Raw genomic sequence first — 23159 nt, forward strand, 5'->3', positions numbered from 1 at the left:
CGAGAGTCCTTTCTGTTAGGAAACCGTCATGGTTTCGAAATGGGAAACGCCTCAGGAACGTCCGGTTGGGAAAGTAGTCCCGCTCAGTCCTATGGGCGGATGAGCGGTCGCCAGATGCCCTTCCAATCTTGCGGATCCGGACCCACCGGCCGCCTGCCATTGCGGACCGGTTCGGGCAGTATCCCCTCGTCCGGGCAGGGACCCGAGCCGGTCAAGCTCTCTCCGGACCTCGGATCACTCCGGGGTTAAGCGGCTTAGGACCAATCATTCAGCTGCGTTTCCGGATCGCGCAGATCCAGCCTCCAAGCATGTCGGAAAGCGCAGATTCAGCATCGCAAGAGGACCCTCGAGGCATTTGGAAACTCGTTTGTTGTGTCAAATGTTTCACACGGCGGCCAGGGGATACCCATTGAGTTTGGAAAGCTCGCTCCTAGCGTCGCGCCCTTTCCAGGAACCGTTGCCGATCCCATCGGCGGCGGATCCCCGAATCGATACCAACCATGAAATCCCCTTACTCCGTTCGCGCCACCATCGTGCGCGCCGCATTCCTCACCGCCTGCTTCAGCGCCCCTGCGACTGCCGACCTCATTACCGCCGGTTCGCTGCTCATCGATCTGGACGCCCTCGACTACCGCGCCTCCGACGCCACGTGGCCGCAGCACACGCAGACAACGGGAATCCCGGGCAGCTTCACCAAAACACTGGCGAACGGCACGCCGCAGTTGCAGACGGTCGCGGGCAGGAAGGCTGTGGTGCTGGATGGCGACGGGGACTTCCTGACCGGGCCGAGCACCACCGCCGCACTGCACGGCCTGAATGCCACGCATTCGGTGGAGTACTGGGTATATCAAGGCCACACCCGCCCCGAGGAAGCGGTCATCTCCTGGGCCGCGCGAGGCACGCCGAACGGAAGCCACGCGGCATTCCGCTATGGCAGCGCCGGCAATTCGGGAGCCGTGGGCCACTGGGGCGGGCCGGACATGGGCTTCGCCGCGCCTCACGCGGGCGGGCCTGCCGTCGGCCAATGGCATCTCATCACGGTCACCTATGATGGCACCACCCAGCGCATCTACGTGGACGGCGTGCCGAATGCCAGCGAGGTCGTGAGCCTCGACGCTAAGGACGGCTACAACATTTACATCGGCACCGAGCGGAATACCGACGGAGCCGATGCCGGTCGCGGAGTCCAGTTCTCCGGAGCGATCAGCAAGGTCCGCGTGCACAGCGGTGTGCTGACAGAGGAGAACGTGAAGAATAACTACGATTTCGAGGCACCTGAGCACCCCGGCATCACCACCGCGGACTTGTCGCGTCCACCGCTGCACCGCTGGTCCTTTAGCGAAGCCGCAGGTCCCGCGGCGGATGGCTCGATCGTCGTCGATAGCATCGGCGGTCTGAGCGCCGTGATCCGCGGCACGGGTGCCGTCCTCACCGGCAGCGGTGTCACCCTTCCGGGCGGGGTCAATAGCGCCCCTCCCTTTTCCCCCTATGTCGACCTGCCGAACGGCCTGATCTCGAGCAAGCAGCGCGTGAGCTTCGAGACCTGGGTCGCCCAGACTTCGACCCAGTCCGGCAGCCGGATGATCACCTTCAGCAAGAGCAACATCGGCGAGATCAACGCGCCCGGGAACATCCCGGCCTACAGCGCCACGCAATCGATCGCCCTCCATGCGAATGCCGGGGGCAACCCGCACATGCGCCTGGAGCGTGTGGGCGGCACCTACTCGAACGGCGGCAACGGTCGCACCTCCGAGAACGCCACCAACCTGACCGCCCGGGTCCACTACGCGGTGGTCTATGATCCGGAATTCAAGGAGTGGCGCTCCTACCGCGAAGGCTACCTGATGGAGACGCTGCCGGAGACGCAGGGCCCGACCACCATCGGCGACGTGAACAACTGGCTCGGCCGCTCCGAATACGGCGGGGACAGCGGCTTCGCCGGAACCTTCGACGAATTCCGCATCTACAACTATACGCTCAGCGAAAGCGAGATCCGCGGCAACACGATCGCCGGTCCCGATACGCTGACTTCCAGCGCGGCGGCTTCCTTCGCCTGGACCCCGACCGAGGGCGGCACCTATGCCTTCGACAACGCGGGCGGCCAGGACAACTGGGACCCCGGCACGTCCTTCCCCGATGCCGCGGGTGCGACCGCCACCCTTGCGTCGAATATCACCGGCGACCAGGTCCTCGAGCTCAACACCACCGCCACGGTCGGCAACCTGAACCTCGGCGACACGGACGGAAGCCACACCTTCACGCTCGCCCCGGGGGCCGGTGGCGTGCTGGATCTGAATGCCGGCCCCGGTGCCAATGCCAGCCTCACGCAGTCCTCCACCAGCGCCGCCAACGTGATCTCCGCGCCGCTGCTGCTTAGCTCGAACACCGAGATCGCGAACACCAGCCAGGCCGCTCCCCTGACCCTTGCCGGCGCTCTTTCCGGCAGTGGCAAGCTCGCGAAGTCGGGAACGGGTCCGGTGCAACTCAGCGCCGACAACAGCGCCTACGGCGGCAGCATCGCCATCAACGGCGGCGCGCTCCGGGTGGGCGACGGCGGCACCAGCGGGACGCTCGGCAGTGGTCCGGTGACGATCAACTCCGAGGCCTCGCTCGCGCTCAACCGCTCGGATGCTTTCAGCTTCAATGCGAACATCAGCGGCACCGGGAACTTGAATGCGATGGGCAGCGGCCGCGCGACGAACACCGGCACAGTGAACTTGACCGGGACCCCCGGCGCGCTGCTGGTGAGCCCCGGCGGCTCCTTCTCGAACGAAGGAAGCTTCACGACGGCCTTCAGCACCATCGAGGGCGAACTCGTCTCGGACCAGCCGAACACCTTGGTCACCGGCGAACTCGTGATCGGGAATCTGCTTGCAGGCCCCAGCGTCATGAGGCTGAGCGCGGGCACGGTGGACGCCGCCACCATCGTGGTCGGCCGGAATATCGGGACTTCCGGCGTGATCCTCCAGAGCGGGGGCACGCTGCTCGACCGTAGCGGCGGCACCGACTGCTACATCGGCGGTGGCAACAATGACGCGAAGGACGTGTGGGGTGCCTACCGCATGAGCGGCGGGGTATTCAATACCACCAACCACTTCCAGATCGGATCCCACGGGACCGGCGTCATGGAAGTTTTCGGCGACGCCGTGGTGAACTTCAACGCTGGCGTCCCCTCGATCGGACGCTTCCAAAATGCGGCAGGCGCCCCGAAAAGCCGCGGCCTGCTTGACGTCCGTGGTGGCGGGGTGGTCAATCAGACCCTCGCCGGCGCGCGCCTCAACGTCGGTGAAAAAGCCACCGGCACGCTGAACATCCGCGATGGCGGCACGGTCAACCTGACCGGCGGCCTGGGCGTCGGCTTGGGCAACGCCAATGAAGGCGATGGCACGGTGAATCTGATGGCAGGCGGCACGCTCAGCACGGCGGTGATCGTGCAAGGTAACGGCGGCACTACCGGTGCCGGGATCGGCCGCTTCAACTTCCACGGCGGCACGCTCCGGGCGCGCGGGAACCAGGCGAACTTCATGGGCGGACTCGACGAGGCGCTCGTCTATTCCGAAGGCGCGGTGATCGATACCAATGGCTTCGCAATCGGCACCACCCAAGGTTTCAGCGATCCCGGCGGCAACGGTGTGGCGATCATCCCGGTCACCAACGGCGGCTCGGGCTACCTAGCCCCTCCGTACCTCGAGATCGTCGGGACCGGGACGGGTGCCACCGCGATCGCCAACCTCACGGACGGCGTGGTGACCAGCATCACGATCACGAATCCAGGGACGAACTACGACGTTGAGCCAACCGTGAACGTCCTCGGCGGCGGGGCGGGCAGCGGGCTCACGTTCGGCGCTCCGGCCCTCGCGGTGAACCTCGCGGGCACCTTCACGAAGACCGGCCCCGGCACGCTGACCCTGAACGGGAGCAGCTTCTACACAGGTCCTACCGACATCGAGCAGGGCACGCTGGTGATCAATGGCGACCATTTCAGCGCGACTGGCAAGATAACGGTCGATGCCGGCGCCACGCTCGGCGGCATCTCCAGCCTCGGCGGCGAGGTCGAGGTGAACGGGACGATGGACCCGGGCGGTCCGGAGGCAGGTCTGACCACCGGCTCGATGAGCGTGCAGGGAAATGTAACCTTCAACACCGGCTCCAGCCTAGCGATCAACATTGAGGACGGCCAATTCGACAGTATCGCGGTGGGAGGCACCCTCGATATCAGCCAGGCGGCGCTCAAGGTAAAGCCCGGCGCAGGCGGCACCCAATTGCCCTACGTCATCGCCACCTTTGCCAACCGGATCGGGACCTTCGCTTCGGTTCCGGCGGGGACCACGGTGGTCTATCACACCAACACCATCGAGATCACCGCGGTGGGCACACCCTACCAGAGTTGGATCGGCGGCTACTTCGCGGGGGAAACGGATCCGGCCATCACCGGCGCCGATGCGGATCCGGACCACGATGGCAGCAGCAACGCGATGGAATTCGCACTTGGCGGGGAGCCGAACAACGCTGCGGACAACGCGAAGGTATTCCCGTTCGCCATAGGCAGCAGCGATACCGGCACGGCGAAGGGGCTTCTCCTGACCATCGCGGTCCTGGAAGGCACGCCTTTGTTCGAGGGCTCTCCATCGCCGACGGCCAGCGCTGGCGGATACACCTACAAGATCCAGGGCAGCACGGACTTGGACGGCTTCGAGAGCACGGTCTCCGTGGTGGATCCGGTCACGACCAACCTCGCGCCTGCGCCGGACGGTTATGAATACCGCAGCTTCAAGCTGGACGCTTCCGATGGCTTGCCGAGCCAAGGCTTCCTGCGCGTGGATGTGGCGCCGGCTCCTTGAGTGGATTCGGTTCGTGAATGGAGCTTTAGTCCCCGGGCGTCGGAAGGCGTCCGGGGATTTCTTGTTTAGAAGCAGCGCGGCTCTGGAGAGCCACCCTACTTCTCCTCCAGCGCATGCAGGCTCACCGCGTGCTCCTGGCAGAGTTTGAAGATCGCGTCCCGCTCCAATAGCAGGGTCTTCCGCGCTTCGACCGCGATCGCTTTGACCCCGGCTTCGACGCAGGCTTGGATGGTGTGGGGCCCGATGACCGGCACGTCGAAGCGGAAGTCCTGGTCCGGCTTCGAGACCTTTACCAGCATCACGTCCTTCCCCTTCCCCAGCTCGCCGCCGCGCTTCACGCAGGAGTTCGTGCCCTCGAAGGCCTCCACGGCGAGGACAGTGCCGTGGCGCACCACGACTGTCTGCCCGATGTCCAGGCGACTGGTCTCCTTGGCGATCCGGAAGCCGAATTCAGCGTCCTCGATCTGGCGTTTTTTCAGCGGCGGGCCGCAGACAGGCCCCGGGCCGGGCAGGAGATCTTCCAGGAAAGTCGTGGCTGGCAGCAGGTGGATCTTGTCCTTCTCCAGCTCCTCCGCGATGCCGCCGAAGAGTGACTCGGCGTTCCGCTCCTTGAGCCGCGCCAGGAGCATCAAGGTCCGCAAGTCCGGGCGCAGGTCGAAGAGGTTCTTCGGCGCGATCTGGCCGACCATGATCGCCTCCGCGGCCTTCTCCGCTTTGAAGAATTTGATCATCTTCCCAAGCTGCCCGACGCGGAACCATGCCGAGGCATCCACCAGCTCGAGGAACTCTGCCGAGGTCTCGCCCTCGAAGGCCGCTGCGACCAGCCTTACGTCCGGGGATTTCGAGCGCGCGGCACGGGCAAAGGTTTCCGGGTAGATGCCGTTTCCCGCGATGATTCCGATGATCCTTTGTTCCGCCATGCCTCGCCCGGGGGTGTCATCCAGGTGTAAACCCCGGCGGGATCCCGTCATCCCTTGCTACTGAAAGTAGCGGCTGTGGGACTCGAACCCACACTCGTTAGAACTCGATTTTGAGTCGAGCGCGTCTACCAATTCCGCCAAGCCGCCGTTGAGTGTCGGGCGATCCAAGGGGAAAAGCGCAGGGGTGGCAAGGGCGGAGTGAAGCAAGGCCCGGCTCTTTCTCCGGGCCCGTTTCGAAAGCGGTTTGCCCGCTGCGGCCACAATTCCGCTCCGAGATCCTGCTTGCCCCGCAATCCCGGAACTGTTGCCCTGCGTCAACTCAAATGTCAGCCCCAAGACATCTCCCCCGGTATCCCCTCCTCAGGTGCCTCCGCTTCGTGCTGCTCGCCTTGCTGACTTCCGGGGGCGACTTGCACGCCGGGGTTCCCCATATCATCAGCTACCAAGGCCGGATCGCCTCGGACGGGGTCAACTTCGAGGGCCAGGGCCAGTTCAAGTTCGCACTGGTGAATGCCGCCGCCACGCAGACCTACTGGCGGAATTCCCCGGACACCGCCCCCGCGGACGGAGTGCCGGACGCCGCCGTGCAATTGCCCGTGACCCAAGGCCTTTACAGCGCGGGACTCGGCAACACGGCGCTCCCGAACATGGCGGCGGTGAATCCCGCGGTATTCGAGAATGAAGCGGTCTATCTCCGCGTGTGGTTCAACGACGGCGCGCACGGCTGGGAGCAGCTCGCGCCGGACCAGAAGATCAACTCGGTGGGCTACGCCCTGATGGCCGGGTCCGTGGCCGATGGCGCGATCACCACGCAGAAACTCGCGCCCGGTGCCGTGACTGCGGACCGCCTCGCGCCGGGGACTTCGCAGTTCATTGACGTCACGACCTTCGGCGCGGACAAGACCGGCGCGACGGATTGCTCCGCGCAGGTGCAAGCGGCAATCGCCGCAGCGGATGCCAGCCCGAGCGCCAAGACGGTCTTCTTCCCCGAAGGCACCTACAAGTGCAACATGACCCTGCCCGCGATGGTCAACATCAAGGGCGCGGGCTCGCGCTGGTGGGTGGTCCCGGCCGGCTATAGCAAAACCTTGATCAAGCCCGCGGACAACACCAAGCCCGTCGTCAGCATCGTTGTGCAAAGCGGGCAGGAGATCTCGAACCTGACACTCATCGGCAATGGCTACGCCATCTCCGACTGCGCGGTGAAGGTGGCGAACCCGAACACCACGGACGATTTTCCCGGGGCGGACCTGCGCTTCGAGTCTGTCTTTATCCAGCACTTTTCGAAAGGTCTCTGGAACCGTGCCGGCATCTGCATCGTCGCGAATAATCTCTTCGTGCTCGATTGCACGACCTGCGTGCTGGCGGAGCGCGCAGCCAGCCAGCAAACGCCATCCACGATGACCTTCATCGGCGGCCAGTTCGGCGGGATGTATGTGAGTCCGCCGGGTGCGGTTTGTTTCAGGACGGAGGTCATGGCCGGCATGAACCTGATCGGCTGCGAAATGGGCAATTGCGACAAGTTGATGGTGCAAAACTTCAACTGCGTTACCAACATTTCCGGGGGCAATATCGAGTCGATCCACGGCGACTGCATGGTGGAACTGAACGGCGGCTACCTGAACTGGAGTGGCAGCGCCATCATGGGTGCCGCGGGCAATGCGAGTTCTCCTTCGCCAAATGGGCACATACCCTTGGTGCGAGTCCAGGGGGAGAGCGGCGTGGTGCTGAATGCCCTCCGCTGCGTCCAACTGGATAATCACCAGAATCTCGGCGGCGTGCTTGCCATCGAAACCTGGAACACCCCGGACCATCTTCTGCAAGTGAACGGCTTCAAGGGCGTGGTCCGCCGCGCGACCAACAATACCTATGCCACCACCGCCACGGCCTACTTGCCGCGGCACTACCCGCGGGACGAATACATCACCCTGCCCGGGGATTGGTCCTTGGCGGACAGCACCGCGCAGCAGGACGTGCCCGGCCTCTCGGTCGCGGTGCCGGCAGGCAAGTTCCACATCACCGGGAAAGTCCAGATGGCGCATACCGCCGGCACCGGCAGCAAGTTGGGCATGTTCTTCACCGGCACCTGGCCGGCGGAGATGACCGACCTGCAAGCCGGCAATTCGAATCTGGGCACCGTCACCGAGAAATCCGCAGGAGTGATTCAGGCATCCACCAACAACTCCATTTCCAATGCCCCCTTTGTCTGGCCCGGTGGAGAAAGTTCCTGGGTGCGCTTCGACTCGATCGTGAGCCTCAATACCCCAGGCACACTGAAGTGGCAGGCAGGGAAGAACGCGGCCAACGGCCAGCAGGCGAAGATCCTCAAAGGCTCCTACATCCGCGTGAAGGCACTGCCGTGAGCTGCCCGGAGGAACTCGCGAACACCCGGAACCGATGAGCTTCACCCGCACCGCATTTTTTTCCGCAGCGCTCCTCGCGGCACCCTGCCTGCATGCGCAGGGACCGCGGACCAGCAGCCACTACAGCATCCAGCACGAGATTCTGGATGGCGGCGGCGGGAGCACCGTCTCCGCCAGCTACGCGCAAACCGCGGTGGTCGGCGGGAGCTCGACGGTGCGGGCGGACGGCGGGCATGCCACCGTCAGCAACGGTTTCACGGGCCAGATCTTCCGGCCGGTATCGCTCGCGCTCACCCCGGCTTCAGCCGCGGTCGCGGAAGGCGGCTTGCTACAGCTCCAGGCGATCTTGCACCTGGATGATGGCACGACGCTGATGTCAGGCTTCACCCCGCAATGGCAGGTGCTCTCAGGGCCGATATCATCCATCTCTTCCTCGGGGCTGATCACCGCCGCACGGGTGCATGAAAACAGCAGCGCCGGGGTCGGCGGAAGCTTCGGCAGCCTGCAAGCGTCCAGCATCATCCAGGTTGCGAATGTCTCGACGGATGACTTCGGCCTGTATGCCGGCGACGGCGTGTCCGACGGCTGGCAGGTGCAATGGTTCGGCACGGACAATCCGTTGGGCATTGGCAGCGCGGACGCATCCGGCACCGGGCAGAGCAATCTCTTCAAGTATCACGCGGGGCTCGACCCGCTCGATCCTGCGGCTCGCTTCCTCCTCACCGTTGCTCTCACGCCGGAAAGCGGGGAGAGCAGTCTGGCCACGATAGGATTCGGGCCCTGCTTCGAAGGGCGCACCTACCAACTGCAGCGGAGTTTGAATCTCATCCACTGGGAAGACGTCAGCAACGGCGAATCGAATTCAGGTTCGGCCTATCGGACACTGACCGATCCGGATCCCGAGGCAATCCACGGATTCTACCGGGTCGATGTGTTGAAGGCCGAGTGACAAGGAAGCCGAAGTGCTCCGCCCCGGTGAGCCCGGATTCTCCCCCAGATCACCCAAGCTCGGTCCGGGACGAAGCGGAGGAACTATCGCAAGTCTTGGGGTCGGGGCAATACCGATCCATGCCGATGGCGGGTTTCTGAAATCGCCTGCTCGCGGAAGAAGGCCGGAAGTTCCAGCTTTCCGGACCATACAGGAGCATGGTTGACGAGCCGCACGCCCGCTTCGACGGCAGCCGCGGCCAGTTCGGGATCAATGCCTGCGGAGCGCAACAAGCTGTACCCTGCGGTCGCGAGACGGCGGTGGAGCGCCTCGTTGCTTTCATGCCAAATGGACACTCCGGCGATCGCGAGCTCACGTCCGGGGGGTAGAGAAATTTCGGCCGTCACCCCCGCTGCCGCTGCGGCGAGTAGCAATCGGGCGAGATCGGCGTCGTTCAAGGCCTCGGTCGCGCGGATCAGGCAGCGCTCGAAGCGGCGGTAGCGGAAGAGATTCGTCTCGCAATCGAGCCCGGAGGGATCGTGGCCGATGCCGAACTCCTTGGCCATCCACCAGGCATCGCTGCCGGCGGCGGCGGCGAGGCTTTCCATGGCATCGGGAAGCAGGGTAGCGAGCGATTTCCAGAGGGCCTCGACTTCGAGTGAAAGCGGCGCGCGGAGTTGCGGCTGACCTGCATTCCGCCAGATCGCGAACTGGGCGACGTAGTTCGGGCCGCCGGCCTTGGCGCCGGGGCCGAAGCAAGAGCGCTTCCATCCACCGAAGGGTTGGCGCTGCACGATCGCGCCGGTGATCGGGCGGTTGATGTAGGCATTGCCGACCTCCACGCGCTCGCGCCATTCATCGATCTCCGCGGGGTCGAGCGAGTGGATGCCGCCGGTGAGCCCGAATTCGGAATCGTTCTGGATGCGGATCGCATGCCTGAGATTGTCCGCACGGACCAGGCCGAGCACCGGGCCGAAGCATTCGGTGCGGCGGAACCAGCCTTCCGGCGAGACGCCCAGCTTGATACCCGGAGACCACAGGCAGGGATTGCCATCCAGCATCGCCGGTTCGAGCAGCCATTCCTCGCCGGGCTCCAAGGTGGTCTGCGCACGCTGCAGGGCATCGCCGGGCTCGCGGATCACGGGAGTCACGATCGAATCGTATTCCCAGGATGGGCCTACCTTCAGCGAAGCCGCGGCATCGCGGAGACGGCGGCGGAAACCGGGATCATCGTAGAGTTCGGCCTCGACGATCGCGAGAGAGGCGGCGGAGCACTTCTGGCCGGAGTGGCCGAAGGCACTTTTCACCAGATCCTTCACCGCCAGATCGGGATCGGCAGCGGCGGTTATGACCAGCGCGTTCTTGCCGGATGTCTCGCCGAAGAGCTTCAGCTCCGGCTTCCACGAAAGAAACATCCGCGCGGTCTCATAGGCGCCGGTCAGGATCACCGCGCCGATCCGCGGGTCGGTGACCAGCGAGCGGCCGACCTCATTGTCCGGGCAGGGCAGGAATTGCAGGACCTCGCGCGGCACGCCGCCATCCCACAGGGCGTTCACCATCACCCAAGCGGTCAGAACGGTCTCCGGCGCGGGTTTGAGAATCACGGTATTCCCCGCCACCAGTGCGGCCAGGATGCCGCCGCAAGGGATCGCGTAGGGGAAGTTCCAGGGAGGCGTGACCAGCACCGTTCCAAGCGGCTCGCTTTCGAGGCCATCGTTGGACTCGGGGCATAAAATACTGCGCGCATAGTAGTCGGCGAAATCGACCGCCTCGCTGAGTTCGGCGTCGGCTTCCATCACCGACTTGCCGGCGTCCAGCACCATCGTCGCGATCGCCTGGCCACGACCGGCGGCGATGGAGGCGGCCACCTGGCAAAGAATCTCCGCGCGACGCTGCGCACCGAGGGCCTTCCATCCGCCGCGGGCATTGACCGCGGCGGCCAACGCGCGCTCGATCTCGGCTGGACCGGCGAGCGCATGGCGATAGGCCACAACACCGGGGCGGGAAGGGTCGGCGGCTTCCACTTCCTCCGGGCCGTTGCAGGTTTCACCGGCGATCTGTAGCGGGACGAAAGTCGAGTTGCCCATCCGCCGCGCTTTCACGTGGTCACGGACCCAGGCCACGTTCTGCGGCAGCGACCAATCAGTGTCCGCCTCATTGTGGAAGGGCGAATCCGCCGGCTGCACCGGACGCGATTCGGTGCTGCGGTCCTGCACCCGCTGCGGTCCGGCGGACGTCCCTTGAATGGCCGCACAGGCATTCAGGAAGCGCTCCTTCTGCCGGCCCCAGGCCGCATCGCCCGGTGCCATGCCGAAGAGATCGTGCAGGAAATTCTCCGGCGAGGTGTTCTCATCGAGACGTCGCACCAGGTAGGCGATCGCGCTGTGGAAGTCCTCGCGCTTCACCACCGGGGCGTAGAGCAGCAAGCCTTGTGCGGCATCGCGGACCGTGCGGGCCTGGTGGTTGGCCATGCCTTCGAGCATCTCGAATTCCACCTGATCCTCCACGCCTTCGCGGGCCCGCAGCAGCAGGCCGTAGGCGATGTCGAAAAGATTATGGCTGGCCACGCCGAGCCGCACCGCCTTGGCATTTTCCGGACGGCAACCTTCGTGGAGCATGCGCTTGAAGTTCGCATCCACCTCGACCTTGGAATGATAGGGTGCGAGCGGCCAATCGTGGACCTCCGCATCGACCTTTTCCATCGCCAGGTTCGCGCCCTTGACGATGCGGATCTTGACCCCCGCCTTGCCCATCTCCACGCGCTTGAGAGCCCAGGCATTCAGCTCCTTCTGCACCGGCCAGGCATCCGGCAGGTAAGCCTGCAGCACGATGCCCGCTTCCAGGCCGTGAAACTCCGGTTCATCTAGTACTTCGCGGAAGGCGGCGCAGGTCAGGCGCAGGTCGCGGTATTCCTCCATGTCGAGGTTCACGAACTTGCTGTCGCCATCGGCACGGCGGTGCTGCATTGCCGCCCGGTAGAGCAGGCGCAGGCGCGCTTTGATCTCGGTGAGCGTTTCCTCCAGCGCCACCAGGTGGATCTGGCTGAAGATCGCCGAGATCTTCACCGAAATGTAGTCGGTGTCCGGATCGGCGAGGCGCGCGATATTGGAATCGAGACGGTGCTGCGCTTCCTCCTCACCCAGCACGGCCTCGCCGAGTTGATTGAGATTCATGCGCATCCCCGCGCGGCGGCGGCGTTGCAAGTGGCGGCGCAGCTTGCCTTCCTCCGCAGGAAGAATGACCGAAGAGCTTTCCTGGCGCATCTTCTCCGCCACCAGCGGCATCACCACCTCGGGAGCCGCGGCGGAAGCCATCTCGCCGGCACGCATCGCCACGCGGGCAGGCAGCGAGAGATACTCCGGCACGCCGTAGTCATCGATCAAGTCGCGGAAGCGCTTGGCTTCGCGCGCCGGCGTCGGCGGGCGGAAAACTTGGTCGGCCATCGCGAAGGTGAAGGCCTTGCCCGCGGCATCGTGCATCATCGCGGCCATCTGCCGTGCCTGCATCCGCTCGCCCCATTTCAGGCCGCGTGTCGCTTCTTCCAAAAGTTCTGCGGCGAGTTCGATGGCCATTTCCGGAAGCTTTTCGTCGGATGGGCGAAATTGGCGGCTTTGATCGATAAGGTCCCGGACGCGAGTCATACCTATCACTTTAACCCCGCCGTCTTGACCGCAACTGCCATGGGTGCCGGGACGGGGGGCCAATTTGGACCAAGCTCACACCACATCACCGCAGTCGGACCCGAAGATTTTTTCCCATCCATTCATCCCGTCCATCCTGGTCCAATTCTTCGTCATCCGCTTTCATCTGCGTTCTAAATGCCCCCGAAAATCTGACAGACAGCCTTGGGGCTATTATCCGTGGAATCCACGAAATCCGCGGTTAAGTCATCCGAGGATGCGTTGATCCCAAACCGAATTTATGCGTCAATAAGCTGGCCCACTGGGACAAATGGGAGGTAGTCCCATCGCGAGTTCCATGGAATATTCTTCCATCGTCCGCGTATTCGGGAACCCAACCCGCGCTCGCACCCTTTTCCGTCACGATGCGTCTTGCCCCAATCGTCACCACCTGCCTCGTCGGCACCGTTCTCGCCGAGGAAGCACCGCTTTCCTTCAACGAGGCGATCCAGCCGCTGCTCTCCGAAGCCTGCTACCATTGCCATGGCCCGGACAGCGGCACGCGCGAACCGAAGGACGATCCGCTGCGGCTCGACCGCAAGGAATTCGCCTTCAAGCCGCGCTCCGATGGCAAGGCGGTGATGATCCCCGGCGCTCCGGAGGAGTCCGCCCTGATCCGCGCGATCCGCAATACCGATCCGGAAAAGCGCATGCCGCCGCCGAAGGCACATCGCCAGCTCAAGGAAGAGGAGATCGCCCTGCTCGAACGCTGGGTGAAGGAAGGCGCGAAGTACGAAGAACACTGGTCCTTCATCCCGCCGGTCAAGAAGCCGATGCCGGACATCGCCGGTGATACCTGGTCGCGCAATGGCATCGACCACTTCATCCTCGCCAAGCTCAAGACCAAGGGCCTCTCCCCTGCCCCGCCGGAAGACCCGCGCGTGCTGATCCGCCGCGCCGCGCTCGATCTCACCGGCCTGCTGCCGGAGCCCGCCGATGTCGAAGCCTTCGCCGCGGACCCGAGCGATGCTGCCTACGAGGCCTACCTCGACAAGCTGCTGGCCTCGCCGCGCTACGCCGAGCACCGCGCCCGCTACTGGCTGGACTACGTGCGCTACTCCGACACCCACGGCCTGCACTTCGATAACCTGCGCTCGATCTGGCCTTACCGCGATTACCTGATCCGCGCCTTCCAGAACAACAAGCCCTTCGACCGCTTCCTGATCGAGCAGTTGGCGGGCGACCTCCTTCCGGCCGCCAATATCGATCAACTGGTGGCGACCGGCTACATTCGCGCGAATGTCTCGACCAACGAGGGAGGGACCATTCCGGAGGAAGTGCTGGTGAACAACACGCGCGACCGCGCCGAGGCCTTCGGCGCGACTTTCCTCGGCCTCACCGTCGGCTGCTCGGCCTGCCACGACCACAAGTTCGACCCGACCTCACAGAAGGATTTCTACAGTCTCTCCGCTTTCTTCAACAACACCGCGGAAAAGCCTTGGGACGAGAACATCCAGGACCCTGCCCCGGTGCTGCGCATCCCTGCCGCGGACAAGCTGCCCGAGTTGGCCGCTGCCATCGCCGCCCGCCACGAGCCGGCGGCGAAGTACGAGAGTCTTCGTAACAACCTCCAGGAGGAGTTCGCGAAACAGAAGCTCGCCGGGCTGACTGCGCGGCCGGTCTCCGAGGAAGCGCTGAAGGTTCACTTCCGCTTCGACGAGGGCAAAGGCGACGTGGTCAAGAACATCGCCCCGGGAGCGAAGCCGGCCACCTACACGGTTGACACCAACCCGCTGGTCTGGGGCGAAGACGCCTGGCTTTGGCCCTCCATGCGGATGGACATCAGCAGCCGCCTGCCGCTGCCGGACCAGGGCGATTTCGAGGTGGACCAACCCTTCTCGCTGGGATTCTGGACGATGGCGCGACTGAAGACCGGGAACGCCGACACCGGCTCCGGCGGCATGGTCTCGCGCATGGGTGACAGCGCCCGCAATGCGCACCGCGGCTGGGATCTCTTTTGCGATGGCAGCAAGTTCGTCATCCACATCATCCACGAGTGGCCGCAGAGCGCGATCCGGGTGGAGAGCCAGCCCTTCGCGCGCGGCGAGTGGCGGCACGTCGGCTTCACCTACGATGGCTCTGCCAAGGCCGCCGGGGTAACGCTCTATGTCGACGGCAAGCCGGTGCCGCTAAAGATCACCCACGATTCCCTGCAGCCCGGCCAGACGATCCGCACCGATGCGCGGATGCACATCGGCCGCCGCGAGGATGAACAACCGCTACGCGAGACCCGCTTCCAAGACCTGCGGCTCTACGCCCGGGCGCTGTCGGGAGAAGAGTTCTCACGCCTGCCCTTCGAGGACGTCGCCGCCGGGATCATTGCCAAGGAGCCTAATTCTGCGAAGTGGACGCCGGACGAACGCTTCGTGGTGCTCGACCGCTGGTTCCTGAATGGCAAAAATCAGGAGGCGATCCGGCTTGCCGGTGAATTGGCAGAGCTTGACGCGAAGATCGCCGAACTCGGTAAGGGTGGCACGCCGACCCTGATCGCGAAGGAGAGACCGACACCGGCGACAGCGAATGTCCTGGACCGTGGCGTTTACAGTGCACGCAAGTCCCGCGTCGCCGCCGCCACTCCGGATTTCCTGCCGCCGATGGCGGAAGGAGAAACCCATGACCGCCTGGGTCTTGCCAAGTGGTTGCTCCAGCCGGATCAGCCGCTGCTCGGCCGCGTGACAACCAACCGGATGTGGCAGGAGGTCTTCGGCACCGGCATCGTCGAGACCACGGATGACTTCGGGATCATGGGCACGCGCCCGAGTGATCAAGATCTGCTCGATTGGCTGGCCGTCGAATTCCGCGAATCCGGCTGGGACATGCGAGTGATGTACAAGCTGATGCTCACTTCCGCGGCCTACCGCCAGAGCAATGCGGCGACTCCCGACAAGATCGCCAAGGACGACAAGAACCGCATGCTCTCCCGCGGTCCGCGCTTCCGGATGGATGCCGAGGTGCTGCGCGACAGCGCCCTGCAAGCCGCCGGCCTGCTGGTGGAGAAAACCGGCGGCCCGCCAGTGAAGCCCTACCAACCAACGGGCGTTTGGGAAGCTGTCTCGATGCCCGAGTCGAACACCAAGGCCTACACCGCGGACAAGGGCGAGAACCTCTACCGGCGATCGATGTATTCCTTCTGGAAGCGCTTCGCCCCGCCGCCATCACTTGAGACCTTCGATGCGCAGGCGCGCGAGGTCGTCTGCACCCGCCGGGCCCGTACCAACACTCCCTTGCAAGCGCTGGTGACGATGAACGATCCACAGTTCGTCGAAGCCGCGCGCAAGCTGGCGGAGCGTGCGATCAAAGCGTCACCGGATGAAACCGCGCGCTTCAACTTCATGGCCGACGCGACGATCTCCCGAAAGCTCGCTGACAAGGAGCTACCCGCTTTCACGAAGAGCCTAGCCACCTTCCGCGATTACTTCAGCGCGCATGCCGATGACGCCGCCGCGCTGCTGACAACCGGTGATTCCCCGGCGGATGCCTCGCTTCCCGCAGCCGAGATCGCAACTTGGACGATGGTTGCGAATCAGTTCCTGAACCTTGACGAATACGTGAACAAATGAAGCCGATCCATCCTTGCTCCGATTTCTCAGGCGAAGGGCCTTCGGTCTACGATCTTCCGCTGCCGCATGCCATTAAGCAGCGCTGGCTCGAACTTGCCACGCGCCGCCAATTTCTCGGCCGCTCCGGCAAGGCGCTCGCTTGGGCCGGACTCGCCAAGCTGCTCTCCGAGAATGCCGCGGCATCCACCGGCGATTCCAGCATGCTACTGCCTAACTTCGCGCCCAAGGCGAAGCGCGCCATCTACCTTTTCATGGCGGGCGCGCCATCGCAGTTCGAGACATGGGACTACAAGCCTGAGCTGATCAAGCGCTTCGACCAAGACCTGCCGGAATCCGTCCGCGGCGGCCAGGTTCTGACCGGCATGACCGCCTCGCAAACCCGCTTCCCGATCGCCCCGAGCATCTTCAATTTCCAGCAGCACGGCCAGGCCGGCCACTGGGTCAGCGAACTCTTCCCGCACACCGCCAAGGTCTCCGATGACTTCGCCGTGATGAAGTCCCTGCACACGGAAGCCATCAACCACGAACCCGCGATTCTGCTGGCGACTTCCGGCAACATGATCCCGGGCAAGCCTTCGATCGGCTCGTGGATGTCCTATGGCCTCGGCTCGATGAACGAGGACCTGCCGACCTTCGTCGTCCTCACCTCGAAGCTCCCGCTGACCGTGAATATCCAGGCCCTGTCATCGCGCCTCTGGTCCTCCGGCTTCCTCTCGCCCGAGCACTCCGGTGTCGCCCTGCGCTCCGGCGGTGACCCGGTGATCCACCTCTCAAATCCCAAGGGCGTGAGCCGCGAGTTGCGACGGGCGATGATCGATGGCGTGAACGACATGAACCGCCAGCTCGAAGAGCGCATCGGCGATCCCGAAACCAACGTCCGCATCGCCCAATACGAGATGGCCTTCCGCATGCAGGTCTCCGTCCCGGAACTCACCGACCTCTCCGACGAACCGGAATCCATCTGGGAGATGTACGGCCCGAAGGCCAAGGAGCCCGGTACCTACGCCTACAATTGCCTGATGGCCCGCCGCATGGCCGAGCGCGGCGTGCGCTTCACCCAGATCTTCCACCGCGGCTGGGATACCCACGGCGACCTGCCGAACCGCATGAAGATCCTCTGCGAGGACGTCGACCGGCCCACCGCCGCCCTCATCGCCGACCTCAAGCAGCGCGGCCTGTTAGAAGATACCCTGGTCGTCTGGGGCGGCGAATTCGGACGCACCGTCTACTCCCAGGGCGGTCTCTCGAAGGAAAACTACGGCCGCGATCACCACCCGCGCTGCTTCTCCATGTGGATGGCCGGCGGCGGAGTGAAGCCCGGCACCGTCTACGGCGAAACCGACGAGTTCTCTTACAACATCGTCAAGGACCCGATACACATCCGCGACCTTAATGCCACCATCCTTCACCTGCTCGGTATCGACCACGAAAAGCTCACCTTCAAGTTCCAAGGCCTCGAGCAGAAACTGACCGGCGTGGAGCCTGCGAGGGTGGTGAAGGAGATTTTGAGCTGAGATCGTCCGACTCAACGCAGCGCCACAGCCGCCGTGGCGGAGGAATGACAAGCTTGCCCGAAGACTCCCGGCCATTCGGCGAGTAATAGGGTAATCCATGAAAAGCATCCGCTTCCTTCTCATCCTCCCCGCCCTCGCCTCCGCGCAGGAAACCATCGAGCGCCTCGACCCCGCGCTCGACGAGATCCTCGCCGCCGATGCGAAGATTGAGACCCTCTGCAGTGGCTTTGATTGGGCGGAAGGCCCGGTGTGGGATGAGAAAGGCCAGCGCCTGCTCTTCTCCGACGTCCCACGCAATACCATCTACCAGTGGAAGGAAGGCGACAAGGAAGCCTCCATCTTCATGAAGCCCTCCGGTTTCACCGGCGTGGGCAGCTACGGTCAGGAGCCCGGCTCGAACGGCCTCGCAATGGACGCGAAAGGCGTGCTCTACTTTTGCGAGCATGGCGACCGCCGCGTCTCCTACCTCACCCCGGGCGGCGGCAAGCGCACCCTGGCCGACAATTTCAATGGCAAGCGCTTTAACTCTCCCAACGACCTCGCCATCGCCAAGGATGGCGGCGTCTTTTTCACGGATCCTCCCTACGGCCTGCCGGGCCGGGAGAACGACAAGGAATTCAAGGAACTGCCCTTCAACGGCGTCTTCCACACTACCGCACAGGGGGTCGTCACCCTGATCACCCGCGACCTCGACCGGCCGAATGGCGTCGCTCTCTCACCGGATGAGAAGACCCTCTACGTCGCGCAATCCCACGGCCCCGCACCGATCATCATGGCCTACACGTTGAAGGCGGATGGCAGCGTCGAAAGCGGCAAGGTCTTCTTCAATTGCAAGGGCCTCAAGGGCCCCGGCTCGCCGGACGGCATCAAGGTCGACTCGAAGGGCAATGTCTTCTCCACCGGCCCCGGCGGCTGCCTGATCCTGAGCCCCGAGGCCAAGCTGTTAGGCCGCATCCTCTGCGGCCGCCCGACGGCAAATGTCGCCTTCGGCGAAAGCGGCACCCGGCTCTACCTGACATCGGATGACCGGATCCTGCGGGTGTCATTGAAGCGATAGGAAGTTGCCTCTCACGAGCGGCTCTTCCGCCGGGAGCGCGGAGCCACCGGCCCGCAGAGTGATCTTGCAAGTGGTCTGTTCCGGGCACTGGGAAGCAAACCTATCGCTCCGACTCATCTCTATCGCCATACCAGCAGCAGGTGCCACGACATGAGAGCCCTCAAGGCCTCTCCGTCACCACGATCCGATAAAACCGACGCCCCTCGGCCGCTTCCGCAGTGGGATCCGTCCATTGCTTCATCGTGCCATCACCCGTGATCGGCGGTGAGCTCAACGGCCAGCTTCCCAGATCATCACTGGCCTCCACCCGGTACACCCTTCCGCTGCTCGACGCAAAACTCACCAGCGTTTCCGGGAACCCGGCGGCGCTCCACGCAAACCTGTCGGCCGCCAATGGATTGAGATCGAAGAGATACTCGTCCACCGTCGTCAGCCCGTCGTGGTCGCTGTCATCACCATTGGAAATGTTGGCATTGCCGAAGCGCAGGATCTTCCAATCGCGGAAGCGAGTAGAAGGACTCACGGTCGCCGTATTCGATGGCAGCGCCTCCGCTATGCCGTTCAGGGTGATCACGCGATAATCATAGGAATTCCCCGCTGTCACCGCCGCATCGTTGAATGCCACCACTCCAGCAATCGTAGTTCCGGCCGCCGCCCACGCCCCGCTGCCAGCAAGACGCCGCTCGATCCGGTAGCCGGTCTCCACGGTCGAATCGTCCGTCCACGTCAGATGGATCGCATCCAGATCCGGCACGGCTGTTAGACCGACCGCCGGGCGCGGTTTCACCGGGACGGTCTGGTGCGTGTGGGTCTTCCACGTGTTCACATTCGTCGCAGAAGTGACGATCCTGCCGGTGTAGGTCACGGACACATCCGATCCGTTGTCGCTCACGTCCATGATCCCGTAGCGGCCCGCTCCCTCGCTCACGCCGCCGGAATAGGGACCGCCTTTCTCCGAACCATCCCGCGTCAGCGCCGCCGCATGGAACACCGGAATGCGTACGCCAGCCACGTAGGTCGCCGTCGCCCGGCCATCGTCGAAGGCCAGGGCGTGCATGTCCCCGGAGATAATCACCACATTGCGGATGTCCTGGTCGCGGATGAATTCTAGCAACTCCGTCCGCTCGGTGGCGTAGGAGCCCCAATTGTCACGCACCGAGCCGACCTGAATAAAAGGCACGCCGCTCATCCACACGATCAGCGGCACCTCCGCATCACGGGCCGCCAGTAACTGGTTTTTGAACCACTGCTTCTGCGCATCCCCCATCATCGACTTGTCCTCGTCGTCATCATCCGAATCGCGATCGCGCTCCGAACGCAGATCGGAGAGGATGAAGCGCACACGGCCGCAATTGAAGGCCTGATAGATCGCTTCATTCGGCCCGCCGGCAGGCAGCGGGTAGTGCGGGATCAATTCGCGATAGACCGCCCGGTTCGCACGACGCCCCTTGCTGGTGCGGTCGGACGTATTCCCGGAGAAATCGTGGTCATCCCAGATCCAGGAAGTTGGAAGCTTGCGCACCATCTCGCCCAGCTCCGGGCTCTCGGTGATCGACTTGATAATGTTAGAGCGGTAGGGCGCTTCGCTGTCCACATTGGTGTCCTCGTAATTGAGGTCGCCCATGTGGATGAAAAAGCGCGGATTCTCCGCTAGGATCTTCTGGTGCACGTACCTGCCCCTCCTCATGCCAATCCCCGCAGGACGCGAAACAAAAACGGAATGAGGCCGGACCGGGAGCCGGCAAGGTGCGAAAACTCCCCGTCTTGTCCACGGCCGTCTCCAGCACGCCTCCTACCTCCAGCGCGTAATAGTAGAGCGTGTCTGGCGTCAGCCCGCTGAGGTCCATCCGCACGTTGTTCCCCGAGGCCGCGGCGGATGACACCGGCGGCGAGAACAGCGGCGCGCTGAAATTCGGCAGCGTCGAGACCGCCAGCCGCACCTGAAGCCCCGCCGCACCCAGATTCGCCGTCACCGCGATCGATTGCGGCGTCACCGCCCCGCACCAGGGACCCGCGACCACGGGCGAAACCGCATCAGCGGTAGTGAAAAATATCGCAACTGTCGCTGTGGCCAAGGCGCAAGGGTACCGGGAGATCATGACGTGGGGGTTGAAGTGGACGGCGGGGGGGACCATCCACCGGCCCGAAAAGAACACCGGTGAGACTCCGCCAAGCTGCGCCCATCCGCCCCGCGGGGCAAGTGCCGAAACCCCTATTCGCTCCGCGCTTTCTCCATCGCCGCACGGATCTCCTCCGCGGCCATGTCCTGCAGCGTATTGTGGCGGCCTTTCGGGATCTCCGTGTAGTGCACGACCGATGGCACCTTCTCCGCAAGCTCCCGGGACATCCACACCGGGATCGCCTCATCGTCGGCACCGTGCAGGATAAAGACGGCTGCATTGCCCTTCTTCGCCATCTCATCGAGCCGCTCCAGGTTGTTGAAGCGGTGCCACACGATGAAGCCGAGATTCACGCCGAACATCGCCTTGGTCATGTCCATGCTGCTGGTGAAGGGTGTGAGCATCACACCCCGCCGGATGTCGAATTCCTTCGCTCCCATCAGGGTGACCGCCGCCCCCAGGCTGTGGCCGAAGAAGCGCAGCTTCCCCTGATCCGCCGGCAGCGACCAGCCGAGCGCGCCCATCCCCGCCGGCACCACCGCCTTGAGCGAATTGCGGATCGTCCCCGGGCTCGGCTTCCCCTCGCAGGCCCCGTAGCCGGGAATGTCCATCAGCAGCCAGGCATCATTCGCCGGGCCGTGCTCGCGCAGCCAATCCGACCACTCCAGCGCCAGCGTGCCATTCCCGCCGCAGACCAGCCACAGCCGCTCCGGCTTGTCCGTCTTCGAGAGCAAATAGGCCTGCTGCTTCCCCTGCTCGGTCTCGTAGTCAATGACCTTGGTCCCCGGCTCGGCATCCCAGTCTGCCACATGATCGGCCCCATACGGCCGAGGAAAGTAGATCAGCTTGCTCTGGCAACTCGCCAGCAGCAGCAGACAGCCAAGCAGGGGAAGCACGGTCCAGAACAGCATGCAGCGAAGAAATAGGCGGAGGATGGGCGACATGGGGATGATGGACTCAGCGCGCAGCACAACAACAGCCCCGCTGCTCCGGCCAGCACCCTAACATCGAAAAACAAATACCGAACATCGAATCCCTTGATGAAGCACCACTACCGCCGGGTTCCGAATGCTGACACTCCTCCTTGCGAGAATCACCCCGATCCCCTTGTATTCCCCTCGCATGAAAACCCCGCTCCTGGCCCTGCTGCTGACTCTCCCGCTCGCCGCGGACGAACTTTCCGCCATCGCGGAGATGAAATCGGCCGCCGACGCCTTCCTCGGCTCCCTTGACGAAACGAAGCGCTCGAAGGCCGCCTTCCCCTTCGAATCCGACCAACGCGAGAATTTCAAATTCACCCCCCAGACCCGCACCGGCCTGCCCTTCAAGGAGATGGATGAAGCCCAGAAGGCCGCAGCGATGAAGCTGATCGAGACCGCCCTCAGCGACAAGGGCAAGCTCAAGGCCAGCCAGGTCATCATCCTCGAAGGCCTGCTCGCCGAGAAGGAGAAGAACCCGACCTACCGCGACAACACCAAGTATTACGTCTCCATCTTCGGCAAGCCGGGCGATGAGAAAGCCTGGGGCTGGAAATTCGAAGGCCACCACTTCGCCGTCAATTACACCGTCATCGCCGGCAAGGAAGTGGCCACCACGCCCTCCTTCATCGGCGCGAATCCGGGCGAGGTCACGGAAGGCCAGCACAAGGGCCTGCGCATCCTGAAAGCCGAGGAGGAACTCGCCATGGCTCTCGCCAATGTCCTGCTGGAAGGCGGCAAGGCGGCGGTCAAATTCAGCGATAAGGCCCCCGCCGAAATCTTCAGCGCGGAGAACCGCAAGGCCACCGCGCTCGAAGCCGTCGGCCTACCCGCATCCGAAATGACCGCTGAGCAGAAGAGTGCCCTCCGCACCCTCATCTCCGAATACACCGGTCGCAACCGCAAGGTGCTCGCGGACGACGACATGAAGAAGATCGACGACGCCGGCTTCGACAAGATCACCTTCGGCTGGGCCGGCAGCCTGAAGCGCGGCGAGGCCTGGTACTACCGCGTGCAGGGCCCGACCTTCCTCATGGAAGCCGCGAACACCCAGAACAACGCCAACCACATCCACGCCACCTGGCGTTCCTTCGAAGGCGACTTCGGCCGCGACATGATGGCCGAGCACTACAAGCAGCACGAGAAGGACCACGGCGACCATTGAGGTCTGCATCGTAGCGCCACGACTCCGCTGTCCA

11 protein-coding genes and 1 tRNA gene are annotated in these 23159 nt (G+C 63.9%); 7 read left to right on the forward strand and 5 right to left on the reverse strand.

Features of this window, described 5'->3' with window-relative positions:
• The first annotated feature begins 500 nt into the window (after positions 1-500).
• Entirely contained in the window at positions 501-4841 is a 4341-nt protein-coding gene (locus tag ABWK72_RS06250) for a LamG-like jellyroll fold domain-containing protein (RefSeq protein WP_367873926.1), read from the forward strand.
• Positions 4842-4936: 95 nt separating this feature from the next.
• On the opposite strand, the gene ABWK72_RS06255 is transcribed toward ABWK72_RS06250, so the two are convergent.
• Both ABWK72_RS06255 and ABWK72_RS06260 read right to left on the reverse strand, forming a co-directional pair.
• Positions 4937-5761, reverse strand: coding sequence for an LpxI family protein (locus ABWK72_RS06255; RefSeq protein WP_367873927.1), 825 nt, complete (start codon positions 5759-5761; stop codon positions 4937-4939).
• Between the two features lie 67 nt (positions 5762-5828).
• Positions 5829-5908, reverse strand: a tRNA-Leu gene (locus ABWK72_RS06260).
• Positions 5909-6138: 230 nt separating this feature from the next.
• Between ABWK72_RS06260 and ABWK72_RS06265 the strand changes: the two genes are divergently transcribed.
• Complete coding sequence (locus ABWK72_RS06265; RefSeq protein ID WP_367873928.1) at positions 6139-8124, forward strand: glycosyl hydrolase family 28-related protein; 1986 nt, start codon at positions 6139-6141, stop codon at positions 8122-8124.
• Between the two features lie 34 nt (positions 8125-8158).
• Positions 8159-9073, forward strand: coding sequence for a hypothetical protein (locus ABWK72_RS06270; protein WP_367873929.1), 915 nt, complete (start codon positions 8159-8161; stop codon positions 9071-9073).
• Positions 9074-9156: 83 nt separating this feature from the next.
• Here ABWK72_RS06270 and ABWK72_RS06275 read toward each other — a convergent pair whose 3' ends face one another.
• Positions 9157-12624 (reverse strand): proline dehydrogenase family protein, encoded by a 3468-nt coding sequence (locus ABWK72_RS06275; protein ID WP_367873930.1) that lies wholly within the window; start codon positions 12622-12624, stop codon positions 9157-9159.
• A gap of 473 nt (positions 12625-13097) precedes the next feature.
• Here ABWK72_RS06275 and ABWK72_RS06280 point away from each other — a divergent pair, with 473 nt between their 5' ends.
• From ABWK72_RS06280 to ABWK72_RS06290, 3 genes are all read left to right on the forward strand, one after another.
• Positions 13098-16292 carry a DUF1553 domain-containing protein gene (locus ABWK72_RS06280; RefSeq protein ID WP_367873931.1) on the forward strand — a complete coding sequence of 1065 codons (3195 nt, stop codon included), beginning with the start codon at positions 13098-13100 and terminating at the stop codon, positions 16290-16292.
• The gene (locus tag ABWK72_RS06285; RefSeq protein WP_367873932.1) at positions 16289-17806 is read left to right on the forward strand and encodes a DUF1501 domain-containing protein; all 1518 of its coding nucleotides are present in this window, start codon (positions 16289-16291) and stop codon (positions 17804-17806) included. Before ABWK72_RS06280 ends, ABWK72_RS06285 begins: the two co-directional genes overlap by 4 nt.
• A 97-nt stretch (positions 17807-17903) precedes the next feature.
• Positions 17904-18863: an SMP-30/gluconolactonase/LRE family protein gene (locus ABWK72_RS06290; RefSeq protein WP_367873933.1), complete on the forward strand. Its 960-nt coding sequence runs from the start codon at positions 17904-17906 to the stop codon at positions 18861-18863.
• 160 nt (positions 18864-19023) lie between these two features.
• On the opposite strand, the gene ABWK72_RS06295 is transcribed toward ABWK72_RS06290, so the two are convergent.
• Positions 19024-20550, reverse strand: a complete 1527-nt coding sequence (locus ABWK72_RS06295) for an alkaline phosphatase D family protein (RefSeq protein ID WP_367873934.1) — start codon at positions 20548-20550, stop codon at positions 19024-19026.
• Between the two features lie 525 nt (positions 20551-21075).
• Positions 21076-21894: an alpha/beta hydrolase gene (locus ABWK72_RS06300; RefSeq protein ID WP_367873935.1), complete on the reverse strand. Its 819-nt coding sequence runs from the start codon at positions 21892-21894 to the stop codon at positions 21076-21078.
• Positions 21895-22105: 211 nt separating this feature from the next.
• Here ABWK72_RS06300 and ABWK72_RS06305 point away from each other — a divergent pair, with 211 nt between their 5' ends.
• Entirely contained in the window at positions 22106-23125 is a 1020-nt protein-coding gene (locus ABWK72_RS06305) for a DUF3500 domain-containing protein (protein WP_367873936.1), read from the forward strand.
• Positions 23126-23159: the final 34 nt, after the last annotated feature.

The organism is Luteolibacter sp. Populi (genome assembly GCF_040801775.1).
Taxonomy (GTDB): Bacteria; Verrucomicrobiota; Verrucomicrobiia; order Verrucomicrobiales; family Akkermansiaceae; genus Haloferula.